Below are 14,935 nucleotides of genomic sequence, written 5' to 3' on the forward strand. Positions count from 1 at the left end.
CCCATGGCTGTTGACATAGTCATTATTATTATCACACTTATCCTGTCCGCTTTTTTTTCAGGGATGGAGATTGCTTACGTGTCTTCCAATAAAATCCATATAGAACTCGAAAAAAAGCAGGAGGGTTTTTTAGGGAAAATATTAACCAAGTTAACGGCTAAGCCATCAAAATATATTGCAACCATGCTTATAGGCAATAATATTGCCTTGGTTATTTATGGCCTTAAAATGGGTGATGTGTTGGTGACATGGTTTCAGTCGATGTTGCCTTTGGATAATACAACATTGACTTATTTGCTAACCGATTTTCAGTTACTGACTAAAACGGTTATTTCGACCTTAGTCATACTGATAACGGCCGAATTTTTACCTAAGGTGTTCTTTCAAATTTATGCCAATACCTTACTCAAAGTGCTAGCGCTTCCTACTTATATATTTTATGTAGTGTTTACTTGGATTTCGGATTTGGTGCTTTGGATTTCCGATGCCGTATTAAAATATGTGTTTAAAGCCAAAGGAGAAGATGTGGCTTTGGCCATGACCAAGGTAGAACTTGGTAATTATATCAGCGAACAGATGGAGTCGTTTGAAGATCATGAAGAGGTTGATAGTGAAATTCAAATATTTCAGAATGCCCTTGAATTTTCTGATGTAAAGGCCAGAGAGGTTATGGTACCCAGAACTGAAATTACCGCGGTAGACATCTCTGAGTCCATAGAAAACCTAAGACAATTGTTTATTGAGACGGGCCACACTAAGATTCTGGTATACAAAGACACTATTGATGATATACTTGGTTATGTGCATGCTTTTGAATTGTTTAAGAAGCCAGAGCATATTAAGTCTGTTATTATTCCAGTAAGTTTTGTGCCAGAAACGATTCTTATCAAAGATGTCCTTAATATTCTGACTAAAAAACGCCAAAGTATTGCTGTAGTCATTGATGAATACGGTGGTACTTCGGGAATTATGTCTGTTGAGGATATCATAGAAGAGCTGTTTGGCGAGATAGAGGACGAGCATGATACACTCGATATGACAGAAGAGCAAATCGACGAAAGTACCTATAGATTTTCTGCCCGATTGGAAGTCGATTATATCAACGAAGCTTATAAATTAAATCTTCCGGAAAGTGAAACTTATGAGACTTTGGGCGGATTGATTGTCAATAAAACTGAAGGCATTCCACAAGAAAACGAAGCGATTCAAATCGAGAATTTTAAGTTTACCATTGAAGAAGTATCCTCCACAAAAATAGATATCGTACAGCTTAAAATACTCGAAGCGGATTAACACTTAAATTGCTTACAAAAACTGGGCTTCCACTTTTATAATTTCGTAGAAAACACTATTTTCGCGAACTTATTTACATGAAATAATAGACTATGGCAATTTTAAATAAAATCAGACAGCGTTCACTTATCCTCATATTGGTAATTGCACTGGCCTTATTCGCTTTTGTGATTCAAGGAGTGATTGATAATCCCAACGCGTTTTCAGATACCCAAGGCGTCATCGCTACGGTCAATGGTAAGGACATTGAAAGAATTGATTTTCAACAAAAGGTAAAGAATTATCAAGACAGGGTTGGTGGAAGAATTTCATCGACGCAGGCCATGAATGCGATTTATAACCAAGAGCTTCGTAAGATTATTATGGAGAGCCAATATGAAACTTTAGGCCTATCCGTTGAGAAAGACGAAATGCGCGATTTGCTTAAGAATAGTGTGCAGTCATATCCTGAGTTTCAAGATGAGAACGGCAACTTCGACGTGAACCGTTTAAATGCGTTTATAGCGAATCTAAAAGACCTTAATGGTGAAGCTGCACCACTTGGAAACTCTTTGGTCAATTATGAAAGTTGGGCCATTTATGAAGATAATATTGCGTCTAATGCCATACAACAATCGTATTATAATTTAATTAAAGCAGGTGTAGGTACGACCATAGCAGAGGCCGAAGATGACTACTTAGCAGATGCTAAGAATGTAGATATTCGTTTTGTACAAATCCCTTACACGACCATAGCAGATAGTCTTGTAGAAGTGACAAGTGCTGATGTTAAGGCTTACATGAAAGATCATGAAGATCAATTTAAAGCGGATGCCAGCAGGGAAGTCGTTTATGTAGAGTTTAAAGAAGAAGCTTCGGTTGCAGATGAGGATGCTATAAAGGCAGAGCTGTTAAAGTTAAAAGGGGACACAGCAGAGTACAATGAGAGTAGTGGGAATACCGACACCATCCCTGGATTCGATACAGTTAAGGATGTGGAAGCCTTTATTAATTCGAATTCTGATGTTAAGTACGACGATTCCTTTTTGAGAGTAGCACAATTGCCTGCAGTTGCAAAGGATAGTTTGACGGCCTTAGAAGCAGGTCAGTACTATGGGCCGTATAAAGATGGTGAGTATTTTAAACTGTCTAAAATGATAGCTGTAGAGCAGATGCCAGATACTGTTAATGTCAGACATATTTTAGTGCCGTTTGTGGGTGGTCAAAGAGCAGATGCATCGGTTACCAAAACACCCGAAGAGGCTAAAAAGACGGCTGATAGTATTTTGGCTCAGATAAAAGCAGGGACTAAGTTTATGGACTTGTTAGAGCTATCTTCTGATAAGGTAAGTAACGAGAAGGATGGTGAAATTGAATTTGCATACAATGCGGGTATGGCACCAGAATTTAAAGCATTTTCCTTCGAAAATAAAGTAGGGGATATCGATGTAGTGGGCACCTCTTTTGGGTATCATATTATTGAGATTTTAGAGCAAAAGAGTATGAACTCTGCTTACAAAATAGGGACATTAGCAAGAAAGATAGAGCCATCTGACCAAACGCTACAAGATGTGTTTAATAAGATGTCCAAGTTCGAAATAGCCGCTAAAGATGGCGATTTCCAAGAATTGGCAAAAGAACGCGAACTCACGGTAAAACCAATTACCTTTAAGGAATTGGACGAAAATATTCCTGGATTAGGAGCTCAAAGACAAGTGGTACGTTGGGCATTTGAAGATGGAACTGATGTTGGAGACTACAAAAATTTCCCGATTTCAGGCTTCGGATTTATCGTTGCTAAACTGGTAGAAAAGAAGGAAGAAGGTCCAATGAGTGTAGAGGACGCCTCCATCACTGCTGCCCCAGAAATTAGAAAAGAAAAGAAAGCGAAAATGATTCGCGAAAAGATTACGGCAACTACCATTGATGACATTGCTAAGAACCAAGGGCAAAGTCCAAGAACGGCCGCTGCGTTGACCTTAAAGAATACGACACTTGCTGGTGCTGGTGCAGAACCAATGGTCATTGGTGCGGCATTTGGTTTAGAACAAGGGAAAATTTCAAAACCTATTGATGGTGAGAAAGGTGTTTATGTGATTGAAGTTACCAAAGTGACCGATGCTACAGCCTTAGATAACTACACGCCAATTATCAATAGATTGAATACTGCGCTTAGAAATTCTGTTCAGACTAAAGTATATCAAGCTTTAGAGGAAGCGGCAGACATTGAAGATAATAGAGCCAAAACAGTCTACTAAAGTAGTATAGATAGTATAGATGAAGGCTTTGCAGAAATGCAAGGCCTTTTTTAGTTGAGTACCATCTCTTGGTACGGAATGATGGTTGTAAACCCTTTGGATGTAAAATAATCTGTAGGATCAGTTGCTGAAGTCGCTAAAACAAAATCACCGCCCCAAGCTCCCAAACTTTTAATGGTTCCGTCAAAATCACTAAACCATCTCGATTGTATAGGGATTTGCTGAATTAAATGGGCAATTATAGCTTCGTGTTCAGTGACCAAATGTTCAAAGTCCGAAAGTGATGTTGAAGCTATGATGGATTCTGTGAGACGACTGATCGTATTTACCGTAGACGTATCGACGCTCCTAAGGGCTTTATAAGCTTTAATGCCATCTCTGCTATTTTGTTTTTGGTTGAGGTAAACAAAGTATAAGTGGTTTTTAAAAGAGGGATTAAAAACAACTGGTTCAACTAATCTTTGTTTTGGGTCGTTTAATTGATATGTAATGGGCGTACTGTTTTGAGCACAAGCAATATCGTAACCGCTTCCTCCAAAAGTTTTCTGTAATAAGCTATAGGCGTCGATTTCTAACCAATTGGCTAAATTATTAATTAAGGTCGATGAAGTACCTAGGCCCCATTTTCTATTAAAATCTTGGTGTGTGGTAATGTTATAGCCTTGGTTGTTCTTTAAAAACGTTGGATTTAGATCTTTTGCTACTTTAAGAATTTGGAGTAACCGATCGGCAGTCGCATAGTCAATTTGAATATTTGTATTGTGAGCCACGCCTTCCAAAGCCTTGTGCGGCGGACAGGTCGTCGAAGCAGATTTTAGGATCTCTCCATCATTTATGATGAAGGTGTCTTCAAACCAAATTTCACCCTTTTCGTTATGGCTTCTCCAAGTTATCGTATTAGAACTGTTTTCTTCAATACTTAAGCTTTGACCATATGTCGTTGGAAGGGCTAATGCTTTGGCACCATCAAGTACGACATACTCTCCAGATATGAGTAGTTTACCATTGCTTCTAAAAGTTTTTTTCAATGTGTTGTCTTCGAGAGTACTTCGAGTTCCCTCAGTCCCCACCTCGGGCAACGTCATATCTGTTGAAGTTTTGGATTTCCTGGTGGCTGAGGTTCTCGATTTATTGGTGGCTGAGGTTCTCGAAGCCACCTTGTCTCTGTAAGCCAATGATAATTCGGGCAACTTGTGTAAGTTATTATTTATCAAAGCCTCTTTTTTAGCTCTACTCCAACCTTGAATTTGTTTTTCTCTATTAAAGGCATCATCAATTCTTTGAAATTCTTCAAGATACATTAGGGTTACAGGGAGTCTCTTTTTAGTATGATTAGCACCTTTACCATCATGATGCTCATTTATTCGTTTTTCAATGTCGACTGTACTCCCAGTATAGTATGAACCATCATTGCATTCTAATATGTAAACGTATCCTTTGGGCATAATCATTAACAGTGGCGACTTCGAGAGTGCTTCGACAAGCTCAGCATGACACTTCGGCCGCCAGAATAAATTAGTCTTTTCTCAAATTTTCAATAGCTTCAACAACAGCACTGTGGGTAACCACGTTGGTTTTAAACTGCTCGATTAACCTATGTTTTTCTTGGGGTGTCGCCTCAAACTGATTGAGGATATTCATTAGGTGCATTTTCATGTGGCCTTCTTGAATACCTGTTGTGGTAAGCGATTTAACAGCTGCAAAGTTTTGGGCCAAGCCAGCAACCGCCGCAATTTGCATCAAATCCTTAGCCGAGGGTTTTTCGAGCATTTCAAGAGAAAACTTAACCAGTGGATGTAAACTGGTGAGACCGCCAACAGTACCTAGAGCCAATGGAATCTCAATCCAAAATTTAAAAAGGCCATCGTCAATAGAACAATGAGTTAAGCTCGTATAGGTGCCGTCTTTTGAGGCATAGGCATGTACTCCAGCTTCAACGGCCCTAAAATCATTGCCAGTTGCCAAAACAACAGCATCAATACCATTCATAATACCCTTGTTGTGTGTCACCGCTCTGTAAGGTTCAATTTCAGCGATATTGATGGCTTGTTTAAAATTTTTAGCAAAGCGTTCTGGATCAGAAATATCTTTACTCCTTAGTTCAGAGATTGGGCAAGAGACTTCAGCTTTTACTAAACAATTCGGGACGTAGTTAGATAAAATACTCATCACCATCTCTAAATCGCCAGGTAGTGATTGTTCAGCTTCGCTTTTGAAGGTTTTAGCAAATGCTTCAAGGCACGAATTAATGAAATTCGCTCCCATGGCGTCAAGGGTTTCAAACGTTGCGTGCAGTTGATAGTAATGCGCCAAGTCCTGTGACTTGTTTTTTAATTCAATATCTAAAATACCACCGCCTCTACGCTCCATACTTTTAGTAATATCAGAAGTAGCGGTGAATAGCTTAGGTTTAATGCGCTCAAAAAAACATTGAAGGTCTTTAAAATCGCCATTGTAGGTAAAATGAACCTGACCAATTTTTTCAGTTGAAAGAACTTCGGCTTTAAATCCACCACGATCTAACCAAAATTTAGCCGCTTTACTGGCAGCAGCCACTACAGAACTTTCTTCAATGGCCATCGGTATGGTGTAAAGCTTATCATTTATCAAAAAGTTAGGAGCTACACCTAAGGGTAAATAATAGTTGGTGATGGTGTTTTCTATAAACTCATCATGTAATTTTTGAAGTTTTTTATCCGTATTCCAGTACTGCTTTACAAGCGTCCTAGCCGCTTCTTTATCTGAAAAATAAGTGTCTAAAAGCCATTCAATCTTTTCGGATTTTGAAAGTTTGGAAAAGCCAGAAATAGCGTTTGGCATAAGGTCATCAGTTTAAAAAAGCAAAGATACTTAAGGAATGGCATAAAATAGGTGCACAAACCATTATTATTGCCGATTTACTGTTAATATTAGCTATTTTTTGCATAATTTTTAGTAAACTTGGCATTGCTTTATCAAACTATGAACGACGTAAAAATGAGATTCTTCATTGCAATTATTGGGTTTTTAACCACTTCTTTAATTTATTGTCAAAACCAACAGATAACACTCGAAGATATTTGGAGCGGTGCTTTTAGGACCGAAGGCATGCAGGCCTTACATTCCATGAAAAACGGAAAGCAGTATTCGGTACTAAATTTCGATAGGCAAAATAGAGCATCCACTATCGATATTTACGATTATAAAACTTTAGAAAAAGTAAAAACCTTGGTCTCTTCTGCGGATATCGCAGACATTCAAGGTTTTTTTGATTATACCTTTAGCGATGATGAATCCAAAGTGGTATTGACCACAAACGAAGAGCCCGTCTACAGACGTTCTCGATTGGGGGAATATTATGTGTACGATATTGCTACTAAAAAACTGACTAAAGTTTCAGACGATTTAGTTCAAGAGCCCACTTTATCTCCAGATGGGACCAAAATTGCCTATGGTTTTGAGAATAATCTCTATGTTAAGGATTTGAGCTTGGGTGATGTCAAGCAGATTACTTTTGATGGTGAAAAAAATAAAATCATCAACGGGATCACTGATTGGGTTTATGAAGAAGAGTTCAGTTTTGTTAGAGCCTTTGATTGGAACGCCGATAGTAATTTAATCGCTTTTATCCGATTTGATGAAACTGATGTTCCTGAATTTTCAATGGATGTATTTGGGTCGGGCTTATACCAAACACAACAGGTGTTTAAATATCCTAAAGCAGGGGAGGAGAATTCGAAAGTGTCATTGCATCTCTATGATCTAAATTCTGAAAAGCTTCAGGAAATCAAAGTGGACAAAGCGTATCAGGATTTTTATATTCCAAGATTACGATGGACCAAAGATGCTCAAGTACTCAGCGCTCAATATATGAATCGCCATCAGAATGAATTGGACCTTTGGATGATTAATACCCAAACCATGACTTCAGACTTGGTTTTGGCGGAAAAAGATAAGGCCTATATCGATGTGACATTCGATTTAACCTTTTTAAAAGATGATAGTTTTATCTGGACCAGTGAGAAAGATGGATTTAACCATATTTACCATTACTCAAAAGACGGTGAACTCATTAACCAAGTGACTCAAGGAGATTGGGAAGTCACGGATTATTATGGGTTTAATGAAAAAGAGAAGACCATTTATTACCAGTCTGTAGAGAACGGCTCCATCAATAGGGATGTGTATTCCATAAAACTAAATGGCAAGAATAAAAAGCGATTAACAAAAACAGAGGGCACTAACCGCGCTTCGTTTAGTGCCGATTTCACCTATTTTATCAACACGCATTCTAGTGCAACGACTCCACCAGAATATACTTTAAATAGTGCTAAATCAGGAAATCTCGTAACGAGTATTAAGGACAATGACCGACTGGCTCAGAAGGTAGGGAACTATATAACGTCCAAAAAAGAGTTTAGTACCATTTCTGTAAATGGTAATGATTTGAACATGTGGATGATTAAACCAGCAGATTTTGATGAGAACAAAGTCTATCCATTATTTATGTATCAGTATTCTGGTCCTGGTTCGCAATCTGTAGCCAATCGCTGGAATGGCGCCAATGACTATTGGTATCAAATGTTGGCGCAACAAGGTTATGTAGTGGTTTGTATTGATGGTAGAGGTACAGGTTATAAAGGAGCAGCATTTAAAAAAGTGACACAAAATGAATTGGGAAAATATGAGGTGGAGGATCAAATTACTGCTGCTAAAAAATTAGGAGCCTTGCCTTATATTGACGAATCGCGCATAGGCATCTGGGGGTGGAGTTATGGTGGTTTTATGAGTAGTAATGCCTTGTTTAAAGGTAATGATGTATTCAAAATGGCCATTGCAGTGGCACCAGTGACCAGTTGGAGGTTTTACGATACCATCTACACCGAGCGTTACATGACGACTCCTCAAGAAAATCCAAGTGGTTACGATGAGAATTCACCTATAAATCACGTCGATAAATTAAAAGGGGATTTCTTACTGATTCACGGTTCGGGTGACGATAATGTGCATTTGCAAAATACCATGCGCATGGTTGAAGCTTTAGTACAAGCCGACAAGCAGTTTGAATGGATGATTTATCCTGATAAAAACCATGGGATTTACGGAGGAAATACAAGATTGCATCTTTATAAAAAGATGACCAATTTTATCAACAGCACTTTAGGGGATAAGCGCAAAGAAGATGATAAGGAAGACAAGGAAACCGCTAAGATTAAAGGTTAATTAATAAAAATAACTAACTAAATTATATCATATGTCAGATTCAGTTTTAGCTAATCAGAAGAAACTATTTGGACATCCAGTAGGATTGTACATCTTATTTTTAACAGAAATGTGGGAACGCTTTTCCTACTATGGAATGCGTGCCATATTGGTATTATATCTTGTTGCCGAGACCGCATCGGATAATCCAGGTTTGGGCTGGGCTAATGATAGTGCTATTGCATTATATGGTTGGTACACGATGTTTGTATATGTTGCTTCAATCCCAGGTGGAATAATAGCTGATAAATTGCTAGGACAGCGAAAATCTGTTTATGTTGGAGGACTTCTGTTAGTTGCTGGACACAGTGTACTTGCCATAGAGCAGATGTGGGCATTCTATACCGGTCTTATTCTTATAGTCATGGGTGTTGGAATGTTAAAGCCTAATATTTCTACTATGGTAGGTGGACTCTATCCAAAAAACGAACAGAACAAACGCGATATGGGCTTCTATATTTTCTACATGGGAATCAATTTAGGTGCTGCTGCCGCTGCTATTGCAGTTGGCTATGTCGGGGAGAATATTGGCTGGCATTGGGGCTTTGGAATGGCTGGTGTAGGAATGTTAATCGGACAGTTAACTTATGCATTTGGGCAAAAGCATATTAAACATGTTGGTAATCTTGTTTTAGATGACAGAGATGATAGTGAGAAAAAAGGGAAAAACCTTTTAACAGCCATTTTTCAAAGTAAGAACTCCATAATTGGTTTTCTAATTACTGCACTATTAGGACTAGTTGTTTGGTTTGGATACGGATCTTGGGACTACGGGCTTTTGATTATCGGTTTAGCATTTGCCGTTGGTGTTGGTATTGTGGTCTACAATGACGGTAATAAAGTAGAGAAAGATCGAATCTTAGTTACATATTTATCTTTTTTAATAATAATTATTTTTTGGGGGGCATTTGAGCAAGCAGGTGGTCTAATGAATGTTTATGCTAAGCAAAAAACGAATTTGGCACTTACTAGTAACTTCAGCGTTCCAGCAAGTTGGTTTCAGTCCGTTAATGCCATTTTTATATTAATTTTTGCAACCATAGTAGGAAGTTTTTGGGTTTGGTGGAAGAATAGAAAAAAAGAATCATCATCATTATTTAAAATGGCTATCGGAGTAGTCATAATGGGATGGGGCTTCTTTTTTATGTCTGTTGCTAGTAAGGAAGTGGGCTATGATGCGGCAGGAGAAGTTATTGCCAAATCTGGTATGCAATGGCTTGTATTAGCCTATTTGTTCCATACCTTGGGCGAACTCTGTACTTCACCTGTAGCTTTATCGTTTATTACGAAACTCGCTCCTGAGCGATGGATGGCTTTTATGATGGGCGCTTATTTTGCTGCTACAGGATTGGGCAATAAGGTAGCTGGTTTACTTGGTGAATCGGCTTCAGAATTAGGAGAGTTTACCATCTTTACAGGTATTGCGGTATTTTGTACCATATTTGGCTTATTAGTGATTGCCATATTAAAACCATTAAAACGATTGACGCACGGTGCTGAAGATCTTGAAGGAAAAGATAATGACGAAACGGAAGGTTTTGAATTAGCAGATCCGGATATCAATAACTAACATCAATATAAGATACCCTTACAGATGACTATTTGTAAGGGTATTTCTTCACTAACTAAATACGATTAATATTTATGAATAAGTCATCAGAAGATTTTTTCGCAACCAAGGTTATGGGACATCCAGCGGGTCTGTTTGTCCTCTTTTTTACAGAAATGTGGGAACGTTTTTCTTACTATGGCATGCGTGCCATTCTAGTAATCTTTTTAACAGGGCTCTTAACAGGAGATAATCCAGGGTGGGGCTGGGATAAACCTGCAGCACTGTCCTTGTTAGGAACATATACAATGTTTGTGTATTTGACACCAATAGTTGGTGGATGGCTAGCGGACAATAAAATAGGCTATCGTATGGCTGTTGTCATTGGTGCCTTATTAATGACCTTGGGGCATGCATCAATGGCCATTGAGACTCCAACATTCCTGTACATTGGTATTACCCTATTAATTCTTGGAAATGGCTTCTTTAAACCCAATATGACCTCTATAATTTCCAAAATGTACGAAGGTCATGACGATAAGAAGGATGGGGCTTACAACATCTTTTACATGGGTGTAAATGCTGGGGCTTTTTTAGGAATTTTATTATGTGGATGGCTTGGTGAGAATGTAAGCTGGAGTTATGGCTTTGGATTGGCAGGAATATTCATGTTTTTAGGGATGGTACAATTTTACTATGCACAACCCTTATTTGGTAATGTTGGTGATAAACCGAAAAATGAAAAAGTAGATTTGATAGATAATCTTGTAGATAATGTTAACTCCACTAAAGAAAAAATTACAGGTAAATTGAATAAATTTCTGACTATTGACTATGTGTTAATAGGTGTATTTATTATTTCAGCATTAATTTTTATAATTAACGATCCACTTAGTAAGATTGGTAAAAATGATATATTGAATTTTACTATTGCTGGAATGACGGATTCTTTGTTTTTTGCTTTACTAGCTGCCCTAGTTTTTATCTTGATATTGGTAATAAGGATTCCACGATATGAAAGAATCGTAAGGGATCGAATGATTGCTTTTACTATTTTCTGTATTTTCACCATTTTCTTTTGGGCCGCTTTTGAACAGGCGGCAGGTTCAATGCCTTTATATACTAGAGATTATACTGATAGAGTGTTGGAGGGAAATGCAGCATTGACGTTTAAAATCATTGATTTGATTGTAACCGTAGTCCCTATTATAATTATAACCTATGTGTTAATAAGTTTATTTGGAAAGACTTTTAAAAGAATAAGTTTATCAAATATAGTATTGGCTCTTAGTTTTGTCATTATATGGGCACTGGTCATTTATAAGCTCTATATTAATTTTAGTACTGAGGCAAAAGAGGTAGAGATCACATGGTTTGCAATATTAAATTCTTTATATATAATCATTTTTGCACCGCTTTTCACTAAGTGGTGGGATAGTAAATACAACCCGCCTGCTTCCGTAAAGTATGCTTTAGGTTTAATCGTAATGGCCCTTGGTTTTGGTTTACTTGCTTTTGCTGCTAGAAATGTTCCACTTGGCGCAGAAAGTGCAAAATTAAGTATGGCTTGGTTGGTATTTGCCTATTTGTTGCATACTTTAGGTGAATTGTGTTTATCACCAATGGGACTGTCTTATTTGAGCAAGTTAGTGCCAGCAAGAATGGTGGCCTTTATGTTTGGTGTTTACTACTTAGCCATCGCTATCGGTAATAAAATGGCACATTATGTCGGAGGAGACATAGAAAAGATAACCAAAGAAGATGGCTTATCCTATTTCTTTTTGATTTTTACAATTGTACCTATAGGACTCGGGCTAGTGTCCCTAGCATTGCATCCTTTATTAAAGCGTTTAATGCATGGCGTCCGTTAACATATACCGTTAAAATAGCTTAAAAAGTCCCATATTTGGGGCTTTTTTTGTAAGTTCGACATCATATTTGCAACAAATCGGACATGAAATGAGGAATACACAGGGCAATTAAATGTACGGTAATACTTTAATAACGAATTACACTTGACCTTGTTGAAAAATAAAATCTACAAATGAAAAAGGTAAAACTAATTATCGCTTTGATGGCTTTTGGGACACTGATATCATTCCAAAACTCCAATGAAGCGTTCGAAAAAGAAATTAATTGGGTTACGATTGAAGAGGCTATTGAGCTACAGAAAAAAGCGCCCAAAAAGATTATCATGGATGTCTATACCAGTTGGTGTGGGCCGTGTAAATTACTCGATAAGAACACCTTTCATAATGAGGATGTGGTCGACTATATCAATGAACATTACTACGCCGTTAAATTCAATGCTGAAGGGAACGACTCCGTGACTTATAAGGACCAAACTTTTAGTAACCCAGGGTATGATCCGGCAAAGGCCAAACGACGTAATAGTCCACATGAGTTTACAAGATATTTAAGGGTGAGCGCTTATCCGACTATGGTATTTTTTGATGAAGAGGCCAACTACATCACTCCAATTAAAGGGTACTTAAAACCACAGCAAATTGAATTGTATTTAAAGCTGTTTAAGACCGATAAGTACAAGGAGATGGATACCCAAGAAAAGTTTAATGAGTACTATAAGTCCTTTAAGCCTACTTTTAAGGAATAACCGTATTAACGTAATATAAAAGCTCCCTTTTCATTGGTATAGTGGAAAGGGATTTTTTTATACCTACACGTGGTTTTCCAGCGTTCGACATAACTTTTAAAATTACTCGCATCTGCGATAATGCCCTTTGGGGACATACTGTCAATAAGACGATTGAGGTTGATTTTTGGGGAATCGCGGAGTAAAACAAAATCGGGTTTAAAACGCAAACCTTTGTAAGTCCCTAGACTATCAATAATCAAAATAGTCGTATTATTAAACTGATAGAAGTGCTCTAAACTATCGACGGTTACCGTATGAATCATTTCACCTACTTTATAGTTTCTTATAATATGGTCTGTAGCTTGTTTTGCCGAATCTAAATTGTGATATACCCTGAGCCTATCATGATGTTTTTGTCCTATAATGGTAAAACGACTTTTGTTGAAGATGATAAAAGCGTCATTTGGCCTTTTGAATTTGTTGTAAACAAAAGTACTCTGAAAACCAATAATACTGATGAGACTTATAGCGATCCACTTAAAGGCCTTTGTTTTATGAGCTCGAAGCATACAGAAAACTAGGATATAGGAACAAATAACCTGAGTTAAGGTAAAGGGAATGTCCCTCAATAAAAAAGATTCAAACTGAGCGACCCAAGCAATAAATTCATTTAAACTGGTAATGGTGAAACTGTAAGCACTCACAATGGTAGGATGGCATAGATTCATGAGGGCTAAGACGATGATCAACAATCCAAAGCCTAGGATAAGTCCCAAAAAAGGAATCACGACCAAATTGGAAATAAAAAACAGCCCTGGAAATTGGTGAAAGTAGAATAAGCTGATGGGCGCAACACCGATTTGGGCTGCTAAAGTCACCGTAAAGATTTGCCAGGGTTTATCCAAAATCCAGTATTTGGGCTTCCAGATGTTATATAGAATGGGCTGAAAACTAACAATACCCAATACCGCTAAATAGCTCATTTGAAAACCGACCTCGAATAAAAATCGAGGCTTAAAAAGGAGAATAAAGAATGCTGATATAGCTAAAGTGTTATAAATATTGGTCGGCCGTTTTAAATGCATAGCAATGCTGATGATACTAAACATGGTGACTGCTCTGGTCACTGATGGGGATAGACCAGCAATAACGGCAAATGCCCATAGCAGAATGACGATGATTAAAGGCCTTAGAATATAGCCATGCTTAAAATAGAGTAAAGGCTTAAAAATCACGTTGAGAATAAGCAGTAGAATGCCAACGTGTAAACCTGAAACCGCAAGAATATGAATGGTGCCAGAGTTCACATAGTTGTTGTAGGTACTTTTATCAATGCTTTGTCTTTGGCCTAATAGTAAAGCGTTAATGATACTTAAGATTTCATTTTTAAAACCAGCTCTAATCAGTTGATCATTAATAGTTGCTCTTAGCCGATCTGCAAACCCGTAAATGGATGTTGCGTGATCCGATATACTATGTAATTCACTTACTTTGAGATAGAGTTGATGATATACCTGCTTTAGTTCTAAATAGTTGCTGTAATCGAATTGATAGGGATTTAAGGGGTTTTGAATGCTTTGGAATTCGGCGGAGGTGAACAAGATGGCATCGACAGGCAGTGTCTGTACTGTAGAATCGCGCCTAATATTAATAAGAACTTGTCCAGACGCTGTTTTTTGATTTACCGATAGCAGAGAAGCCATGTATTTGTCATTATAAGTATCCGATTTTAGGCGCGTAGTTATTTTAAAGGTTATTGGATACGATGTTTTTTCAAGATTGATGTTGGTATAATGTTGGGGCCGTAACTTTTCATTATGAATTTGATAAGTATTCATACCGGCCGCCATCATAGCGGCATAAACGATTATGGAGAAGAACGGAGTTCGATTTATCTTTTTTCTAAGTACTAGCCAATAGAAAGTGGTTATGACTAGTAATCCAATACTAAGATAGTGTGTAACATCAAAATTTGGCTTGAAGTAATGCGCTGTAACAATGCCCATCACAAGGCATAAT

At 37.7% G+C, this 14,935-nt stretch carries 9 protein-coding genes; 6 read left to right on the forward strand and 3 right to left on the reverse strand.

Annotation, left to right across the window (positions count from 1 at the left end; genetic code table 11):
- Nucleotides 1-3 precede the first annotated feature (3 nt).
- Both ACO052_RS07060 and ACO052_RS07065 read left to right on the forward strand, forming a co-directional pair.
- Nucleotides 4-1,293 carry a hemolysin family protein gene (locus ACO052_RS07060; RefSeq protein ID WP_422107305.1) on the forward strand — a complete coding sequence of 430 codons (1,290 nt, stop codon included), beginning with the start codon at nucleotides 4-6 and terminating at the stop codon, nucleotides 1,291-1,293.
- A gap of 92 nt (nucleotides 1,294-1,385) precedes the next feature.
- Complete coding sequence (locus ACO052_RS07065; protein WP_422107306.1) at nucleotides 1,386-3,530, forward strand: SurA N-terminal domain-containing protein; 2,145 nt, start codon at nucleotides 1,386-1,388, stop codon at nucleotides 3,528-3,530.
- 50 nt (nucleotides 3,531-3,580) lie between these two features.
- Here the strand turns inward: ACO052_RS07065 and ACO052_RS07070 are convergent, their stop codons facing one another.
- Complete coding sequence (locus ACO052_RS07070) at nucleotides 3,581-4,975, reverse strand: GYDIA family GHMP kinase (protein WP_422107307.1); 1,395 nt, start codon at nucleotides 4,973-4,975, stop codon at nucleotides 3,581-3,583.
- Between the two features lie 70 nt (nucleotides 4,976-5,045).
- Nucleotides 5,046-6,350 (reverse strand): hydroxymethylglutaryl-CoA reductase, degradative, encoded by a 1,305-nt coding sequence (locus tag ACO052_RS07075; RefSeq protein ID WP_422107308.1) that lies wholly within the window; start codon nucleotides 6,348-6,350, stop codon nucleotides 5,046-5,048.
- A 141-nt stretch (nucleotides 6,351-6,491) separates the two neighbouring features.
- On the opposite strand from ACO052_RS07075, the gene ACO052_RS07080 reads away from it, so the two are divergent.
- The 4 genes from ACO052_RS07080 (at nucleotide 6,492) to ACO052_RS07095 (ending at nucleotide 12,934) form a co-directional block, all read left to right on the forward strand.
- Nucleotides 6,492-8,732 carry a S9 family peptidase gene (locus ACO052_RS07080; RefSeq protein ID WP_422107309.1) on the forward strand — a complete coding sequence of 747 codons (2,241 nt, stop codon included), beginning with the start codon at nucleotides 6,492-6,494 and terminating at the stop codon, nucleotides 8,730-8,732.
- 31 nt (nucleotides 8,733-8,763) lie between these two features.
- Nucleotides 8,764-10,341, forward strand: a complete 1,578-nt coding sequence (locus ACO052_RS07085) for a peptide MFS transporter (protein WP_422107310.1) — start codon at nucleotides 8,764-8,766, stop codon at nucleotides 10,339-10,341.
- A 74-nt stretch (nucleotides 10,342-10,415) separates the two neighbouring features.
- A complete protein-coding gene (locus ACO052_RS07090) occupies nucleotides 10,416-12,191 on the forward strand; it encodes a peptide MFS transporter (RefSeq protein ID WP_422107311.1) in 1,776 nt (591 codons plus the stop codon).
- Nucleotides 12,192-12,364: 173 nt separating this feature from the next.
- Nucleotides 12,365-12,934 (forward strand): thioredoxin family protein, encoded by a 570-nt coding sequence (locus ACO052_RS07095; RefSeq protein ID WP_422107312.1) that lies wholly within the window; start codon nucleotides 12,365-12,367, stop codon nucleotides 12,932-12,934.
- A gap of 5 nt (nucleotides 12,935-12,939) precedes the next feature.
- On the opposite strand, the gene ACO052_RS07100 is transcribed toward ACO052_RS07095, so the two are convergent.
- On the reverse strand, nucleotides 12,940-14,922 hold the full coding sequence (locus tag ACO052_RS07100) for a ComEC/Rec2 family competence protein (protein WP_422107313.1): 1,983 nt from the start codon (nucleotides 14,920-14,922) through the stop codon (nucleotides 12,940-12,942).
- Nucleotides 14,923-14,935 lie beyond the last annotated feature (13 nt).

Source organism: Winogradskyella sp. (genome assembly GCF_965228925.1).
Taxonomy (GTDB): domain Bacteria; phylum Bacteroidota; class Bacteroidia; order Flavobacteriales; family Flavobacteriaceae; genus Winogradskyella.

Excerpts from the sequence above, each read along its gene's own strand:
- ACO052_RS07080 (WP_422107309.1), top strand. The coding sequence starts at position 6,492 with ATGAACGACGTAAAAATGAGATTCTTCATTGCAATTATTGGGTTTTTA.
- ACO052_RS07065 (WP_422107306.1), top strand. The coding sequence starts at position 1,386 with ATGGCAATTTTAAATAAAATCAGACAGCGTTCACTTATCCTCATATTG.
- ACO052_RS07100 (WP_422107313.1), bottom strand. The coding sequence starts at position 14,922 with ATGGGCATTGTTACAGCGCATTACTTCAAGCCAAATTTTGATGTTACA.
- ACO052_RS07070 (WP_422107307.1), bottom strand. The coding sequence starts at position 4,975 with ATGCCCAAAGGATACGTTTACATATTAGAATGCAATGATGGTTCATAC.
- ACO052_RS07060 (WP_422107305.1), top strand. The coding sequence starts at position 4 with ATGGCTGTTGACATAGTCATTATTATTATCACACTTATCCTGTCCGCT.
- ACO052_RS07075 (WP_422107308.1), bottom strand. The coding sequence starts at position 6,350 with ATGCCAAACGCTATTTCTGGCTTTTCCAAACTTTCAAAATCCGAAAAG.
- ACO052_RS07085 (WP_422107310.1), top strand. The coding sequence starts at position 8,764 with ATGTCAGATTCAGTTTTAGCTAATCAGAAGAAACTATTTGGACATCCA.
- ACO052_RS07090 (WP_422107311.1), top strand. The coding sequence starts at position 10,416 with ATGAATAAGTCATCAGAAGATTTTTTCGCAACCAAGGTTATGGGACAT.
- ACO052_RS07095 (WP_422107312.1), top strand. The coding sequence starts at position 12,365 with ATGAAAAAGGTAAAACTAATTATCGCTTTGATGGCTTTTGGGACACTG.